This window comes from Microbacterium sp. XT11 (genome assembly GCF_001513675.1).
In the GTDB taxonomy this organism is placed as follows: Bacteria; Actinomycetota; Actinomycetes; order Actinomycetales; family Microbacteriaceae; genus Microbacterium.
On the sequence record NZ_CP013859.1, the window covers coordinates 2430568 to 2444509 of the forward strand.

General features: G+C 69.2%; 12 protein-coding genes and 1 tRNA gene. 3 read left to right on the forward strand and 10 right to left on the reverse strand.

Annotation, left to right across the window (positions count from 1 at the left end; genetic code table 11):
* Window positions 1–7 precede the first annotated feature (7 nt).
* Window positions 8–433: a MarR family winged helix-turn-helix transcriptional regulator gene (locus AB663_RS11385; protein ID WP_067199041.1), complete on the reverse strand. Its 426-nt coding sequence runs from the start codon at window positions 431–433 to the stop codon at window positions 8–10.
* A 94-nt stretch (window positions 434–527) separates the two neighbouring features.
* Here AB663_RS11385 and pepN point away from each other — a divergent pair, with 94 nt between their 5' ends.
* Window positions 528–3014: an aminopeptidase N gene (pepN, locus tag AB663_RS11390; RefSeq protein WP_067199043.1), complete on the forward strand. Its 2487-nt coding sequence runs from the start codon at window positions 528–530 to the stop codon at window positions 3012–3014.
* 32 nt (window positions 3015–3046) lie between these two features.
* On the opposite strand, the gene AB663_RS11395 is transcribed toward pepN, so the two are convergent.
* Both AB663_RS11395 and AB663_RS11400 read right to left on the reverse strand, forming a co-directional pair.
* Entirely contained in the window at window positions 3047–3925 is an 879-nt protein-coding gene (locus tag AB663_RS11395) for an aminoglycoside phosphotransferase family protein (protein ID WP_067199045.1), read from the reverse strand.
* A 1-nt stretch (window position 3926) separates the two neighbouring features.
* The gene (locus tag AB663_RS11400) at window positions 3927–4565 is read right to left on the reverse strand and encodes an MBL fold metallo-hydrolase (RefSeq protein ID WP_067199047.1); all 639 of its coding nucleotides are present in this window, start codon (window positions 4563–4565) and stop codon (window positions 3927–3929) included.
* A gap of 158 nt (window positions 4566–4723) precedes the next feature.
* Here AB663_RS11400 and AB663_RS11405 point away from each other — a divergent pair.
* Window positions 4724–4796 (forward strand) — tRNA-Glu (locus tag AB663_RS11405).
* A 98-nt stretch (window positions 4797–4894) separates the two neighbouring features.
* Here AB663_RS11405 and AB663_RS11410 read toward each other — a convergent pair.
* From AB663_RS11410 to AB663_RS11430, 5 genes are all read right to left on the reverse strand, one after another.
* The gene (locus tag AB663_RS11410; protein ID WP_067199050.1) at window positions 4895–6214 is read right to left on the reverse strand and encodes an acyltransferase family protein; all 1320 of its coding nucleotides are present in this window, start codon (window positions 6212–6214) and stop codon (window positions 4895–4897) included.
* The gene (locus tag AB663_RS11415) at window positions 6211–7518 is read right to left on the reverse strand and encodes an MFS transporter (RefSeq protein ID WP_232304533.1); all 1308 of its coding nucleotides are present in this window, start codon (window positions 7516–7518) and stop codon (window positions 6211–6213) included. Before AB663_RS11415 ends, AB663_RS11410 begins: the two co-directional genes overlap by 4 nt.
* On the reverse strand, window positions 7518–8066 hold the full coding sequence (locus AB663_RS11420; protein ID WP_067199052.1) for a helix-turn-helix domain-containing protein: 549 nt from the start codon (window positions 8064–8066) through the stop codon (window positions 7518–7520). The genes AB663_RS11415 and AB663_RS11420 overlap by 1 nt, the downstream gene beginning before the upstream one ends.
* Window positions 8067–8182: 116 nt before the next feature.
* Complete coding sequence (locus AB663_RS11425) at window positions 8183–9292, reverse strand: DUF4349 domain-containing protein (RefSeq protein ID WP_067199056.1); 1110 nt, start codon at window positions 9290–9292, stop codon at window positions 8183–8185.
* On the reverse strand, window positions 9289–9849 hold the full coding sequence (locus tag AB663_RS11430; RefSeq protein ID WP_067199058.1) for an RNA polymerase sigma factor: 561 nt from the start codon (window positions 9847–9849) through the stop codon (window positions 9289–9291). The genes AB663_RS11425 and AB663_RS11430 overlap by 4 nt, the downstream gene beginning before the upstream one ends.
* 295 nt (window positions 9850–10144) lie before the next feature.
* On the opposite strand from AB663_RS11430, the gene AB663_RS11435 reads away from it, so the two are divergent.
* Window positions 10145–11146: a TerC/Alx family metal homeostasis membrane protein gene (locus AB663_RS11435; protein ID WP_067199059.1), complete on the forward strand. Its 1002-nt coding sequence runs from the start codon at window positions 10145–10147 to the stop codon at window positions 11144–11146.
* Window positions 11147–11167: 21 nt separating this feature from the next.
* Here the strand turns inward: AB663_RS11435 and AB663_RS11440 are convergent, their stop codons facing one another.
* The gene (locus tag AB663_RS11440; RefSeq protein ID WP_067199061.1) at window positions 11168–12481 is read right to left on the reverse strand and encodes an LLM class flavin-dependent oxidoreductase; all 1314 of its coding nucleotides are present in this window, start codon (window positions 12479–12481) and stop codon (window positions 11168–11170) included.
* The gene (locus AB663_RS11445) at window positions 12478–13773 is read right to left on the reverse strand and encodes an O-acetylhomoserine aminocarboxypropyltransferase/cysteine synthase family protein (RefSeq protein ID WP_067199066.1); all 1296 of its coding nucleotides are present in this window, start codon (window positions 13771–13773) and stop codon (window positions 12478–12480) included. Before AB663_RS11445 ends, AB663_RS11440 begins: the two co-directional genes overlap by 4 nt.
* Window positions 13774–13942 lie beyond the last annotated feature (169 nt).

Below are 13942 nucleotides of genomic sequence, written 5' to 3' on the forward strand. Positions count from 1 at the left end.
TGCGGGGTCAGCGTTCGCCGTGTCCCCGTTCGAATCTCTGCAGGTCGTGCGCGAACCGCGACACTTCGTCGTCGCTCCACTCCGCCAGCTGGTCGGTGATGACGCGGCGCAGGGCTCCGAGCGTGCCGCGATACGCCTCGAGGCCGGCGTCTGTGAGCGCCAGAGGGCGCCCGCGCCCGGCATCCGATGGCGCGTCGCAGACGATCCCGAGCGCGATGAGCCCGGCGAGCTGCCGCGAGACGGTCGATCGGTTGAGCCGGAACATCCGAGCGATGTCGATCGAGCGGATTCCGGGCTGTTCGGCGATGGCCATCACGATCGATTGGTCAGTGATCGACAGCGGCGCATCACCGAACCGGGCATCGACCAGGCCCCGGCGTGTGATCGCCACGAGGGAGCGGAGGATCGTCCCGCTGTCCTGCTCTCTGCTCATCACGCCTCCTGTTGCTTAATGCAACACTACGCCTGACTGTTGCATTCCGCAACATCAAGGTGGGTCCGCCGACCTCGGATGAAAGGATGGGGACATGGACACCGCCAACCTGACTCGCGAGGAGACCGCGGCGCGATCCGCGGCGGTCTCCGTTCGCAGCATCCGCGTCGAACTCGACCTCACCGGAGCACCGGAACGGGCCCGCACGGGATTCCCGACGACGACCACGCTCGACTTCGACGCGACGGCGTCCGAGACCTGGCTCGACTTCATCGGTGAATCGGTCGACCGCGTCGTGCTGAACGGCCAGGACGTGCCCGTGGAGTACGACGGGGCCAGGGTCGTCCTCCGCGGACTCGGCGCCGCCAACACCGTGACCGTTCATGCGACGGCCTCCTACAGCCGATCGGGCGAGGGCCTCCACCGCTTCCACGATCCGGCCGACGGCGAGACCTACCTCTACACGCAGTACGAGCCGGCGGACTCACGGCGCGTCATGGCGTGCTTCGAGCAGCCGGACATCAAGGCCGCATACACGTTCGTCGTCGACGCGCCGGCGGGGTGGGAGGTCCTGTCCAACCAGGTGCCCGCTGCCGTCGATCGCGGTCTCGGCGTGCAGCGCGTCGAGTTCGCCCCCACCCTCCCGATCTCCAGCTACATCACCTCGGTCGCGGCGGGTCCGTACGTCCGCATCGACGGACGCTGGGAGCGCGGAGAGCAGAGCGTCGACCTGGGGCTCTTCGCGCGGCGCTCGCTCGCGCAGCATCTGGAAGCCGAGGAGATCCTCGAGATCACGCGGCAGGGTCTCGACTTCTTCGACGAGGTCTTCGCGTTCCCGTATCCCTGGGGAAAGTACGACCAGATCTTCGTTCCGGAGTACAACCTCGGCGCCATGGAGAACCCCGGTCTCGTGACGTTCACCGAGGCGTATGTGTCGCGCGGCGCGGCCACCGATGCGCAGCGCGCGGCCCGGGCCAACACGATCCTGCACGAGATGGCGCACATGTGGTTCGGCGACCTCGTCACCATGAAGTGGTGGGACGATCTGTGGCTCAAGGAGTCCTTCGCCGATTACATGGGGGCGCACGCGTCGGCCGCAGCGACGCGGTTCCGCGACGCGTGGGTCAAGTTCGCCGCGAGCCGCAAGGCCTGGGCCTACCAGCAGGACCAGTTGCCGACGACCCATCCGATCGTCGCGGACATCGTCGACCTCGAGGCAGCGAAACTGAACTTCGACGGCATCACCTACGCTAAGGGAGCGGCCGTGCTCAAGCAGCTGGTCGCGTTCGTCGGCGACGAGGCGTTCTTCGAGGGAGCGCGACGGTACTTCGCCGCGAACGCCTTCGGCAATACGACGCTCGAGGACTTCCTCGTTCAGCTCAGCGATGTGTCGGGCCGGGACATGACCGCGTGGTCGCGGTCATGGTTGGAGACGACCGGTGTCTCCACGCTCTCGCTCGTCCATGACGCCGAGGCAGGGGAGTGGATGCTGCACCAGACCGACCCGCGACCGCATCGGCTGCGCATCGGGCTCTACCGGCGCGACGGGCAGCGGATCGTGCGGCGCGATCAGATCTCCCTCGACATCTCCGACGAGCGCACTCCCATCACGCTCGACGACGCCGACCTGGTTCTCGTGAACGACGACGACCTCACGTACGCCAAGACGCGTCTGGATGACCGTTCGCTCACCACGGTCGAGGAGTCGCTGTCGGACATCGACGATGAGCTCGCGCGCGCCCTCGTGTGGTCGTCGCTGTGGAATGCCACGCGCGACGGCGAGCTCGATGCGACGCGCTACCTCGCGATCGTTCGGCGGCACGCTCCTCGCGAGGCGAATATCGGGCTGCTCTCCGGCGTGCTGCCGAACGCCGCCTTCGCGCTCCGGCACTACGTGGCTGACGCGCGTCGCGAGGCCGAGCAGCGGGCCTGGGCCGAGACGACCTGGCACGCGCTGAACGGCGCCGACCCGGGAAGCGATGCGCAGCTCTCCTGGGCGCGTGCCCTCGCCACGGCCTCGGCGTTCGATGACGTGCGCCATGAGGAGGTGCGCTCTCTCCTCGAGGGCAGGGCGCCCGAGGGCCTCGTCGTCGACCCGGACCTGCGGTGGCAGCTGCTGACGGCTCTCGTGTCGACCGGGCATGCGTCCGCGCTCGATGTCACCGCGGAGCTCGAGCGCGACGACACGGGCTCTGGACGGACCGCGGCCCGGCGCGCCCTGGCCTCGCGCCCCGACCGTGACGTTCGCGCCGCGGCCTGGGACGCCGCGTGGAACGATCTGACGCTCAGCAACGATCATCTTGATGCGGAGATCGGCGGCTTCCGCGCCGGCGGGCGGCGAGACCTCATCGCCGAGTTCGACGGGGAGTACTTCCGGCGCATCCTCGAGGCCTGGCAGACGCGCAGCATCGAGCTGGCGCAGCGGCTGGTCGTCGGGTTGTTCCCCGCGTCGGATTCCGTCGCGCAGGTCGACAAGTGGCTCGCGGAGAACGAAAGCGCTCCTGCGGCTCTTCGGCGGATCGTCGTCGAACAGCGCGATCACCTCGCCCGTGACCTGCGTGTCCGAGCGGCGCAGAACTGAGCGCGCCGGAGGACCGTCGCGGCCGAGGGCGGTCAGCCCTCCGCGAGATGCGCTGACGTGCGGTCGCCGGCCGCGCGGTACTCGGGCCGGTCGTCGCTCAGGGTGAGCAGCGTCGTGGCGATGTACGACGCCCACGCCCTGGCGCGGGTCCAGGTGTGTTCGTCGTATCGGTCGCCGGTCGCAGCGCGGAACTCGGATCGCCCGTCCGCATCGAAGAGCATCCACGCCGAGGCCAGGTCGTAGGCCGGATCGCCGCGCGTGACGTCGCCGAAGTCGACGAGCGCTCGCAGGCGACCGTCGCACACGACGATGTTGCCTGGGTGCAGATCGCCATGGATCCATACGCCCTCGGAGGTCGGCGGCACGGCGAGACCCGCGTCCCACGCCTCCTGCAGGTGTGGAGGGGCACCGAGGCCGGTCAGGCGAGACCGCTGCGCGGCGTCCCTGAGCGCGAGCGGGACCCCGCGCACCGGGTTGCGCGGCGCATCGTCCGGCGCGGTCACGTGCAGGTGAACCAGGGCGTGTGCGAGAGCGGCGGCCCACGCACGATTCTCGGCGGTTGCGCAGGCGAGGGCCGTCGAGCCGTGGAACCATGGCGTGACCGACCATGGCCAGGGGAACTCGTCGCTCGGGAGGCCGGCGACCACGGGGGCGGGCACCTCGACGTCCGCGGGGCGGAGCAGGGGCGCCAGGATCGGCAGGGCACGCTGTTCGTGCTCGATGAGGGGTGCGGCCGCCTGTCGACGCGGAATCCTCACGGAAAGGTCGTCGCCCAGTCGCCAGATGGCGTTGTCCCAGCCGTCGCCGACGTGCGTGAGCGACAGCTCGGCGAGCCGTGGTGCCCACCGGCGAAGAAGCCGCCGAACGCCGTCCTCGTCGAGGGTGCGTTCGGCGGCCGGAGCGTCCGCCATGTCAGAGGTCGAGCGCGTCGCCGGGGTCGAGCGCGAAGAACTCGCCGCCGTGCTGCTCGGTGGCCCACTGCAGACGCTGGCGGTGCATGGTCTTCCCCGCGACAGAGAGGGTCATGTCGTGCGTGCCGAAAGCGCGGCGCGGTGCGACGGCGAGCACGAAGTCCATGGCCTCGCCGATCTTCAACCACGGCGCGCCGATGGGGGCCGCCAGCGTGCCGACATCGACGCCCTCGGGGACGGCGTAGGAGTCGCCGGGGTAATAGAGCTCGTCGTTCACGAGCACGCCGACGTTCTCGACCAGGGGGATTGAGGTGTGGATGACCGCGTGCGTACCGCCGAAGAAGCGCATCGTGAAGGTGCCGACCTGCACGATGTCACCGGGGGTGACCACGGTGATGTCGTACCCTTCGGCTGCGCGTGCGACGCCCGATGGCGCGTAGATGGGCACATCCGGGACCATCCGAAGAATCCTGTCGAGATGCTCCGGAGTCCAGTGGTCCGGATGCTCGTGCGTGAGGACGACGGCGACGAGGCGGCCGAGGTCGTCGACCGGGGTCGTGAACGACCCGGGATCGATGAGCAGGGTCTCGCCGTTCTCATCGATGCGGAGGCAGGCATGTTCGAACTTCGTGACGCGCATGAGACGAGTCAACTCCTCTCTGCCGCAGGAGGCAAACCCCGGCTGTCGCAGGGGAGCGCCACGCCCGGGATTCGCGGCGGGCGGGCGCCGATTTGGTCGGGCGAGATCCGCCATGGCATACTTGAACAGTTGTCGCGGAACGGAAAGCTCCGCCAGACGGCCCCATCGTATAGCGGCCTAGTACGCCGCCCTCTCACGGCGGTAACGCGGGTTCGAATCCCGCTGGGGTCACACAACAGACGAAGGCCCCCGGATCATCCGGGGGCCTTCGTCGTTCTCCGAGGGGTCGTCTCGCCTGAGTCCCCTCGGTTCGTCTGTCCGTCGAGACCTCATCGCCAGGGACGACGTGCCGCAGTCAGGAAGAGAGCAGCGAGCGTGCATGCGAGAGCGACCGCCGCCAGCGGGAAGTCCAGACCGTATGCCGTGATCGCGATGAACGGCATGACGAACAAGAGCACTGCGCCCGCGGTCGCGATGCGCTGAGGGAACCTCGCAGGACCGGGTGGCGGCGCCTGTTCGTACCGGCCGAGCCACAGCGACAGCACCCATACGGCGCCGAGGACGGCGATGAGGAACAGCGGACGCGTCCACCACCAGGTCGCGCCACCGGGCGCGGGCATGGGCACGGGCAGCACGAGCTCGACGCCTGTGAGCACCATGATCAGCGGGAGGTGCCACAGGTAGACCGTCATCAGACGCGAGCCGACGACGTACACCAGCCCCTGTGCGACGCGGGTCCGCATGAGCGCTGTGAGGGGGCGGTGCAGCAGGGTCAGCGCCGAGGCTTGCACGACCGCGAGCACAGCCATCGGTGCGGTGGGCGGCCACTGGTTGCCGAGCATGCTCCACGAATATCCGCCGGCGGAGACCAGCGCCCACAGGGCGGCGTAGCCCACGGTCACCATCGAAAGCAGCTGCCACCGGCTGCGGCGGGCGAACCAGCCGTCGAAGAGGAAGAAGCCGACCTGCTGAGCGAAGAGCCACACGAAGACGATGTTCGGGATGCCGAACAGTTCTTGCCCGACACCGTAGCCCGTCGGCGGCAGGGGCTCGACGCCGAGGAGCCCGCCGACCACGAGGAATCGGAAGGCGTCGACGGCGAGGGCCGCAACGAGCAGGGCGGCGAGAACCATGGCCCCGAACCGCTGATGCATCCGGATCATGGCGGGGGCCGCCGCTTGCACGATCATGTAGGCCGCGAGGAACCACAGCGGAGATCCGACGCCGATCGCGACCGTGTCGACGAGCTCTCGGTCGACGTGCAGTGCACGGGCGATGCCGAGCGCCGCGGTGAAGAAGACGAGCAGCGGCACGGCCGGCCGAGCGAGGCGGGCGAGCCGGACCCGGATGAATGTGTCGGCCGAGTCGCCCCTGGTCGCTGCCGAGCGCCATCCTGCCCTGGCCGCGTACCCTCCGACGACGAAGAACAGCGGCATGATGTTCGCGATCCAGGAGGCGGCCGTGAACCACGGTTGCTGTTCGACGGTTCGTTCGATGAGCAACGACCCGTCGTCGGAACGGCCGACGCCGGTGAAGAGGATGTGGACGAACACCACGAGGATGACGCAGGCGACGCGCGTGAGGTCGAGGGTGAGGTCGCGTCCAGCGGGGAGGGACCGCTGCGTCGAACCGATGGCGACTCTGCTCATGCGGATGACTCTATCCGCGCCGCGGGAGCGATGCGGTCGGGATCGGCGGCCCCTGCGGAGTTCACATAAGCATCTGTGCGAAGTGTCATCGTCCGGAACACGGGTGCCCGCAGCGGCAGGATCATCAGCGCCATCATCGCGGCTCCGAAGAGAGCGAACGGCACCCAGAGTCGGGTCGCCGTCGCGAGGGCACCGAAGCAAGCCATGGCCAGCGGCATGAGGCAGTCGTCTCCCAGCCGGGTGAGCGATCCCATCCGCCCGAGGAACGCCGTGTCCACCGTCGCCGAGAACGTGGCGCTGAGCAGCACGGAGGCGAAACCGGCGGTGCAGCCGATGACGAAGGCCGCGACCGCGGTGCTCCACAGAGGGCCGATCCCCATGCACACGATGCACGCCCCCTGCGCCATGAGGGCCCAGAAGCCGCCGCGCGCCTCGTGCCGCGGGCGCCACTTCGCGACGGCGACGGCACCCAGGGCTGCGCCGAGCCCGAGCAGTGCCTCGAGCAGCCCCACGGACTGCGCGCCCCATCCCTGCTCGTGTGCGCGCAGTGCGATGCCGATCCCCACGGCAGGTCCCACCGCGAGGTTCAGCCCCGACAGGGCGATGACGAGCGTGCGCGTGTGCGGGTTCCCGCGCAGGTGGGAGAAACCCTGGGCGATCCCGCGCAGAGCCGAGTCGCGGGGCGCGCGTGCGAGGCGGAACCGAGGGCGCAGCCAGACAGCGATGAAACTCGCGACGAGGGCGAAGGTCAGCGCGTTGGCCGCCGCGCTCCCGCCGAGACCCGCCATGGCGACGAGCACGCCGCCCGCTGCCGCTCCCGCCATCGTGCCGAGCCGGGTCGCGGTCTGGGCGATCGCCCCGTAGGCGGGGAGGTCGGACGTGCGGACGAGCTGGCGCGCGATCGTGCCGGCCGATGGTTCGTAGAAGGCGTCGCACAGTCCGAAGGCGACGGCGGCGAGGAGCAGCACCGGGACGGATGGCGGCGTCGCGAGCACCCACGCCGTCACGCCGAGCAGCACAGTGATGCGCAGCACGGTCACGAGCAGCATGACGCGCCGTGGATCCGAACGATCGGCCACGACGCCGCCGAGCAGGAGGACGAGGGCTCGCGGCACCGTCCCGGCCGCGACGACGAGCCCGGCGATCGCGGGCGGGGCGATCTGCACGGCCGTCCACGCGAGCGCGATGCTCCACAGCGCGTCGCCGGCGTCGGAGAGCGCTTTGACGCAGATCCACGCATGTACCCGGACGTCGCGCCGGAACGCGGGCGGCTCGATCACCTGCAGGGGTTCGCCGACGCTCATCACGGCTCCGTGGGGAAGGCGTGGGCGAAGAAGAAGACGGGCATGCGTTGCTGCCCGTCGCCCAGATCGATCGACGATTGCCACTCCCGGATCAGCGCCACCACGCGATCGGAGAGGTCGCGCAACTCATCGGGGGAGGCCCACGCCGTCGTCTCGGTGTTCGAGGCGTCGTACGCGGCGACCGCGGGATCTCCGCGGCGACGATGCCAGCGTTGGAGCCGCTCGATCTGCATGCGGATGCCCTGCCGCTGCGCCTCCCTGGCCAGCAGGGCATCGGCGGGGGGGTCGGCGAAGTCCTCCACCGACCAGCTCAGGCCCCGGCGGGCGAGCGCCCACCAGCTCGTGCGCCGATCGCCCGTCGGATCCTCGGCCCGTTCGACGATGCCGGCTCGCTCGAGCATCCGCAGATGGTGGCTGACGCTGCCCACCTGACTGTCGAGCGCCCGTGCGATCGCGGTGACCTGCGACGTGCCGTACAGGAGCAAGTAGTCGTAGATGCGACGCCGCAAGGGATGGTGCACGGCGGTGATGACGGAGATCTCTTCCACGAGAAGTCACGCTACGACCGGTTGCCCAGACCCACAAGACCTCTTGTATATCGCGGAAAATCACAGGAGAAGCGGTCGTCGCGGCGCGGACGGCCGCTCCTCGCCCGAGGCTCTGGTCACTCCGAGTCGGGCGTCTGCTCCGCGGCGGCCCGCCGGCGACGACGCACGCGTCGGATGATCCAGACGGCGATGAACACCACTGCGGCGATCGCGAGCCACGGCAGAACGAAGCCGAGCGCGACGACCAGGGCATTCAGCGACACGATCAGCCCGTTCCAGCCGGCGAGAAGGCCGTCGCCGAATCCCGCGGGATCGGCCGAGGCCTGGGGCGTGGGGCGGGTGAGCTGAACCTGCAGCGTCGACATCGCCACCTGATCCTCGAGCATGGTGAGCTGTTGCTCGTACGACTCCAGCTGCGCCTGCCTGTCGGTGAGCGCCACCTCGGCCTCGATGAGCTCCGACACCGAGCCCGATTGCGACATCAGTTCGGTCAGCCGCTGCACGGAAGCCCTCGTCGCCTCGACGCGGGCGCGCAGGTCGACGGCGGTGGAGGTCACGTCCTGCTTGGAGATCGACGACGACAGCACTTCTCCTGAGTCGCTGAGGTCGTCGATCACGGCGGTGAGGTCGGCGGAGGGGACCCGGATGCTGATCCACCCGTAGCCCGGATCAGCCGGTGCCGGAGACGTGGATGTCGCCGCGTCGGCGGGCGAGGACTTCCCGATCTCGGTGCTCTCCACGTACCCTCCGTGCGCCTCCGCCAGCGCAGCGATCTCGTCGGCGGCCTTCGACACGTCGGCGACCTCGATCGTGGCGTTGGCCGTCGCGATGATGTCGCGGCCGCTCTCCGGCGAATAGGCTGCGGACTGTCCGCCGCGTGCGGTGTCGGTGCTCTCAGCTGAGTCCGTCAACGGCGCGACGCCGGATGACTCCGCGGTGCTGCTGTCGACCACGCTTCCGCCGGAGGTGGCCGTCACCGATCCGCCGAGCGTGCCGAGGAGGGGAGGGGTCACGAGCACGCCGGCGACGAACGCGGCGGCGATGCCCGCAGCCGTGAACCACCGACGTCTCCTCGTGCGGCGCAGGTCGGCTCTCTCCGTGGTGCCGGCCCGATCGCGCGCGATCTCGGCGAAGACCGCCGACTCGATCCGCGCGACCGTCGCGTCCGAGAGCTCGGGCAGGTCGGGCTGATCCGTCTCGCCCGTCAGATCGATCTTGTCGTTCATGCGTCGCTCGCCTCCTTGACGGCACCGCGCAATTGCGTGCGCACTCGCGAGAGACGGTTCCGCACCACGGCATGGCTGACTCCGAGCTCGTCCGCGGCGGCCTGGTAGGCGTACCCCTCGGCGGCGCACAGGCGGAAGATCTCTCTGTCCAGCTCGCCGAGGGTCCCGACCTCCCGCGCGATGCGTTCGGCGAGGGCCGTCGTGATGACCTGGTCCTCGACGCTGATCGTCGCAGGCATGTCGGCGTCGTGCATCGCCTCGGCCGTGTGCGCCTCGTCGCGCCGCAGGCGGCGCAGGCGATTCGCCGCCTGGAAGCGGCAGATCGTCGCCAGCCACGGCAGCAGCGAGTCGCCCTGCAGCTCGAAACCGGGGAGCTTGCGCCAGGCCGTCACGAAGGTCTCCTGCGTCACGTCCTCGGCATCCGGAGCTGAAGACAGGATGCCGCGGGCGATCCAGTACACAGGACGGACGTACGCGCGATACAGCTCGCGGAAGGCGTTCTCGTCGCCGGCCGCGGCGCGTGCCGTCCAGCTGTGGTCACTCGTCTGCACGGGCATCCTGGTTCCGTTCGGTGTGTCTCTCACCCGATGGTGTCGCCGGGAGCCTCATCGTCTCAGATTCCGTGACGTCCGTCATGGGCCGAGCACCGGTCGCACGGATGCGGCCGCCGTGACGGCGGTTACGCGCCCGCGGCCGCGCTCCGGTAGGATGGCGTGAGCGAGAGGGAGTATCCCATCACCGCGCGCAACGTCATCACGAGCATCGTCACCGCTGCTCCGGGCGCGCGACGCACTTCGTGCGGGGGAGAGACTTTCGGTTCTTCCCGTCCCTCCCGAAAGGTGCCGCGCACCCGTGAACATCCCTGTCTGGTTCGAGATCGGCGCACTCGTCGTCCTGGTCCTCATCCTCGTCGGCGACCTGCTGCTCGCCAAGTTCCGCCCCCACATCCCGTCGACGAAGGAATCCACCCTGTGGGTCGTCTTCTACGTCGGCCTCGCACTCGTCTTCGCCGGACTGCTGTACTTCTTCGCAGGCGGGCAGTACGCGGGGGAGTTCCTCACGGGATGGGCGCTGGAGTACAGCCTCTCCATCGACAACCTCTTCGTCTTCGTGCTGATCATGGCGCAGTTCGCCGTGCCGCGGCGCCTGCAGCAGATGGTGCTCATGGTCGGCATCATCATCGCGCTCGTCCTGAGAGGCGTCTTCATCCTGCTCGGCGTCGCGATCATCGAGAACTTCTCGCCGGTGTTCTACATCTTCGGTGCGTTCCTGATCTGGACGGCCATCAAGCAGGCGATGCCTGAGGGTGATCACGATGAGGAGGTGAAGCGCGAGAACTTCATCGTGCGGCTGCTCCGCCGTCGCATCGACATCAGCGACGAGTACGACGGCAACAAGCTGCGGACCGTCGTCGACGGCAAGAAGGTCTGGACGCCGATGCTCATCGTCTTCGTCGCGATCGGTGTCACCGATCTCATGTTCGCGATCGACTCGATCCCCGCGATCTTCAGCATCACGCACAACAGCTTCCTGGTCTTCACCGCGAACATCTTCGCCCTGATGGGCCTCCGCCAGCTGTACTTCCTGCTGGGAGACCTGCTCGACCGGCTGCGGTACCTCCACTACGGCATCGCGGTCATCCTCGGGTTCATCGGGATCAAGCTCGTGCTGCACGCGATGCACGTGAACGAGCTGCCCTTCATCAACAACGGCCAGCACATCGACTGGGCGCCGGACATCCCGATCTGGCTGTCGCTGACGGTGATCGTCGTCTCTATGGCGGTGGCGACCATCGCCAGCCTCGTGGCTTCGTCTCGCGAGAACCGGGCGGAGCGGGCAGCCGTCGGCGAGTGAGTGCGACGGGTGAACCTGCGTTCAGAAGGAGCGCAGGTTCGCCTGCAGGCCGCCGTCCGCGAACTCGCGGCGCAGGATTCCGCGGCGACGCAGCACCGGCACGAGCTCGTCGAGCGTGCGATGCAGCGTCACGGGGTGGAAGTCGCCCCACAGCAGCACTCCGTCGTTCCCCCAGTCGCCCAGCTCCTCGATGAGGTCGGCGAACTCCTCGGCCGTGCCCACGAAGCCGCTGCGGTCGGAGATCCGGCCGGCGCGCGCGAGCGCGGCCAGGTGTGCGCGGAGGGGCGCGTCCTCTCCGCGGTCGCCGATGAGGCGCTGGATGCTGCCTCGGCTGACATGCCCCCCGAAGATCGACGGGTCGAGCGGACGATCGAGATCCAGCGCCGTGAGATCCGTCTCCAGATCACTGGACTGCTTGCGGGCGATCTGCAGCAGGACCGTGTCGTCGGGATCGGCGGACGCCGCCACGATGCGGTCCGCCTCTTCCGCTGAGCCGGTGAGGACGGGCTGGATCGCGAACAGGATCTTGATGTCGTCCGGTCGGCGCCCCGCGCCGACGGCGGCCTCGTGGATCCTCGACCGATAAGCCCGCACCGATTGCTCGGTCAGAGGCGCGAGCGCGAGCTGCACATCGGAGTTGGCCCCCGCGAAGGCCAGCCCGCGACCGGAGCCCCCCGGCGAGACGATAGCCGGTTCGCCGTGCTCGAAGGGGAGCGCGTTGAGCGGGCCGTCGAACGCGAAATGGTCGCCGCGGTGCCGCACGGCCCGCATGCGGGTGCCGTCGGCGTACACGTCGGAGCCGCGGTCGGCCACGAGTGCGCCTTCGTCCCAGCTGCGCCACAGGGAGCGGACACCGGCGAGCCACTCCTCGGCGCGGTCGTACGCCTCATCGTGACCGAGCTGCGGTGCGTCGGAGAAGTGGCGAGCGCTGCCGGTGTCCGTCACGACGTTGAGTCCGAGGCGGTGACCGCTCAGGTGCTGCAGCGTCGCGAACTGACGCGCCGCCGTGTACGGAAGGACGGCCGCGGGGTTAACCGTCGGCACGACGCCGAGGTGCCGAGTCGCCTGGAAGAGATACGGCGCGAGCAGAAGCGGATCGTGCTTGGGCCCGCCGAAGGCGTGGCGCACACGCAGGTCGATGGTCTCGGGCGATCCGAGAGACGGGGCGTCCTCGATGATGACCAGGTCGAACCCCGCCTGCTCCAGAGTGCGGGCCGCCTCCTGGTAGACGTCGGGCCGCGTCCAGTCGTAGTCCCACTCCCACGACGGATATCCCCACCCCTGCGGACCGAAGCCTCTGGCGAGGAACCATCCGAAGTGCTGCAGGCGGCTCATGCGACGACCTCCCGCACGCCGCTGAGCACGCGGTCGAGGTCGGCGATGAGGTCCGTGGGGTCTTCGATGCCGATCGACAGTCGCAGGGTCCCGGGGCGGACACCGAGCACCTCGCGCTCCTCCTCCGTGCGGTACGCGTGGCTCGTGGTAGCGGGGTGCAGCACCAGAGAGCGGACATCGCCGATATGCGTCATGTGGGTGAACACGTCGACGCTCTCGACGAAGTGCCGCGCAGCCTCCAGCCCGCCGCGCAGGGTGAACGTGAAGATCGAGCCGAACCCGCCGTCGAGGTAACGGAGCGCTGTGGCGTGGTGGGGATGGCTTTCCAGGCCGACATGGTCGACGCTCTCCACGTCGTCGTGCGCGTCGAGCCAGCGGGCGATGCTGAGCGCCGAACGAGACTGTCGTTCCACACGCAGCCCCAATGTCTCCGCGCCCTGTCCGATGAGGAACGCGTTCAAGGGCGACGGCGAGGCGCCGAACCTCGGAGCGACGGACTCCCGCGCGTAGGCGCCCCGCGCTCGCGAGCCGTGGCGCTCTGCGACGCTCGCCAGCCCGCCGCGCCCGGGCAGCACGAGGTGCGGGGCGTTGTGGCCTGCGCGTGCCGCATCGAAGCGTCCGTCGTCGACGATCACGCCGCCGAGCACCGAGCCGTGCCCGGCGAGGAACTTCGACGCCGAATGCACGACGATGGCGGCGCCGTGCTCGATCGGGCGCACGAGGAAAGGCGTCGCGAGAGTGTTGTCGACGATGAGCGGGATGGCGTACTCGTCTCCGATCGCGCTGACGGCGGCGATGTCGAGGACGTCGTTGCGGGCGTTCGCGATCGACTCGCCGAACAGGGCCCTCGTGTTCGGGCGGATGGCCGCCCGCCATTCATCGCCATCGGCGATGTCGTCGACGAAGGTCGTCTCAATCCCCAGCCGCGACAGGTTGTCGAGCAGGAGGCCACGCGTGCCCTCGTAGATGTGCGTCGACGACACGATGTGATCGCCGGCCCCGGCGACCGTGAGCAGGGCGGTCGCGATCGCGGCCTGGCCGCTGCCGAGCAGAACCGCGTCGGCGCCCGACTCGAGCGCCGCCAGCTGGCGCTCGACAGCCTGCACCGTCGGATTGCCCGTGCGGGTGTAGCCGAACCCGGCGCCGGTGCCGAAGTGGCTCGCGGCGTGGTCGAAGTCCTCGAACTCGAAGCCCGCCGTGAGATAGATCGGAGTCGCGCGCGAGGCAGCCGGCTGCTGGCCGCGGCCCGCGTGAACGGCCCGGGTGAAGAAGCTGGCGGTGTCGACGGTCATGCTGGTGCCTCTCGCTGGTCAGGTGTGTGTAGCGTGTCACGTCGGCGCGCCTCGGGCTGAAGCGGTGGTAATCTGACGTCATGCGGACCGAGCTCCTTCTTCTTAGCGGCCGCGACGAGACCTCGTTCTGAGCCCCTCCTCGTCGCGGAGTCCACTGTGGGCCGAACCG

Bases quoted from the DNA above. Each gene is read 5' to 3' on its own strand.
- pepN (WP_067199043.1), top strand. From the start codon at position 528: ATGGACACCGCCAACCTGACTCGCGAGGAGACCGCGGCGCGATCCGCG.
- AB663_RS11430 (WP_067199058.1), bottom strand. From the start codon at position 9,849: ATGCCCGTGCAGACGAGTGACCACAGCTGGACGGCACGCGCCGCGGCC.
- AB663_RS11445 (WP_067199066.1), bottom strand. From the start codon at position 13,773: ATGACCGTCGACACCGCCAGCTTCTTCACCCGGGCCGTTCACGCGGGC.
- AB663_RS11395 (WP_067199045.1), bottom strand. From the start codon at position 3,925: ATGGCGGACGCTCCGGCCGCCGAACGCACCCTCGACGAGGACGGCGTT.
- AB663_RS11400 (WP_067199047.1), bottom strand. From the start codon at position 4,565: ATGCGCGTCACGAAGTTCGAACATGCCTGCCTCCGCATCGATGAGAAC.
- AB663_RS11410 (WP_067199050.1), bottom strand. From the start codon at position 6,214: ATGAGCAGAGTCGCCATCGGTTCGACGCAGCGGTCCCTCCCCGCTGGA.
- AB663_RS11440 (WP_067199061.1), bottom strand. From the start codon at position 12,481: ATGAGCCGCCTGCAGCACTTCGGATGGTTCCTCGCCAGAGGCTTCGGT.
- AB663_RS11415 (WP_232304533.1), bottom strand. From the start codon at position 7,518: ATGAGCGTCGGCGAACCCCTGCAGGTGATCGAGCCGCCCGCGTTCCGG.
- AB663_RS11385 (WP_067199041.1), bottom strand. From the start codon at position 433: ATGAGCAGAGAGCAGGACAGCGGGACGATCCTCCGCTCCCTCGTGGCG.
- AB663_RS11425 (WP_067199056.1), bottom strand. From the start codon at position 9,292: ATGAACGACAAGATCGATCTGACGGGCGAGACGGATCAGCCCGACCTG.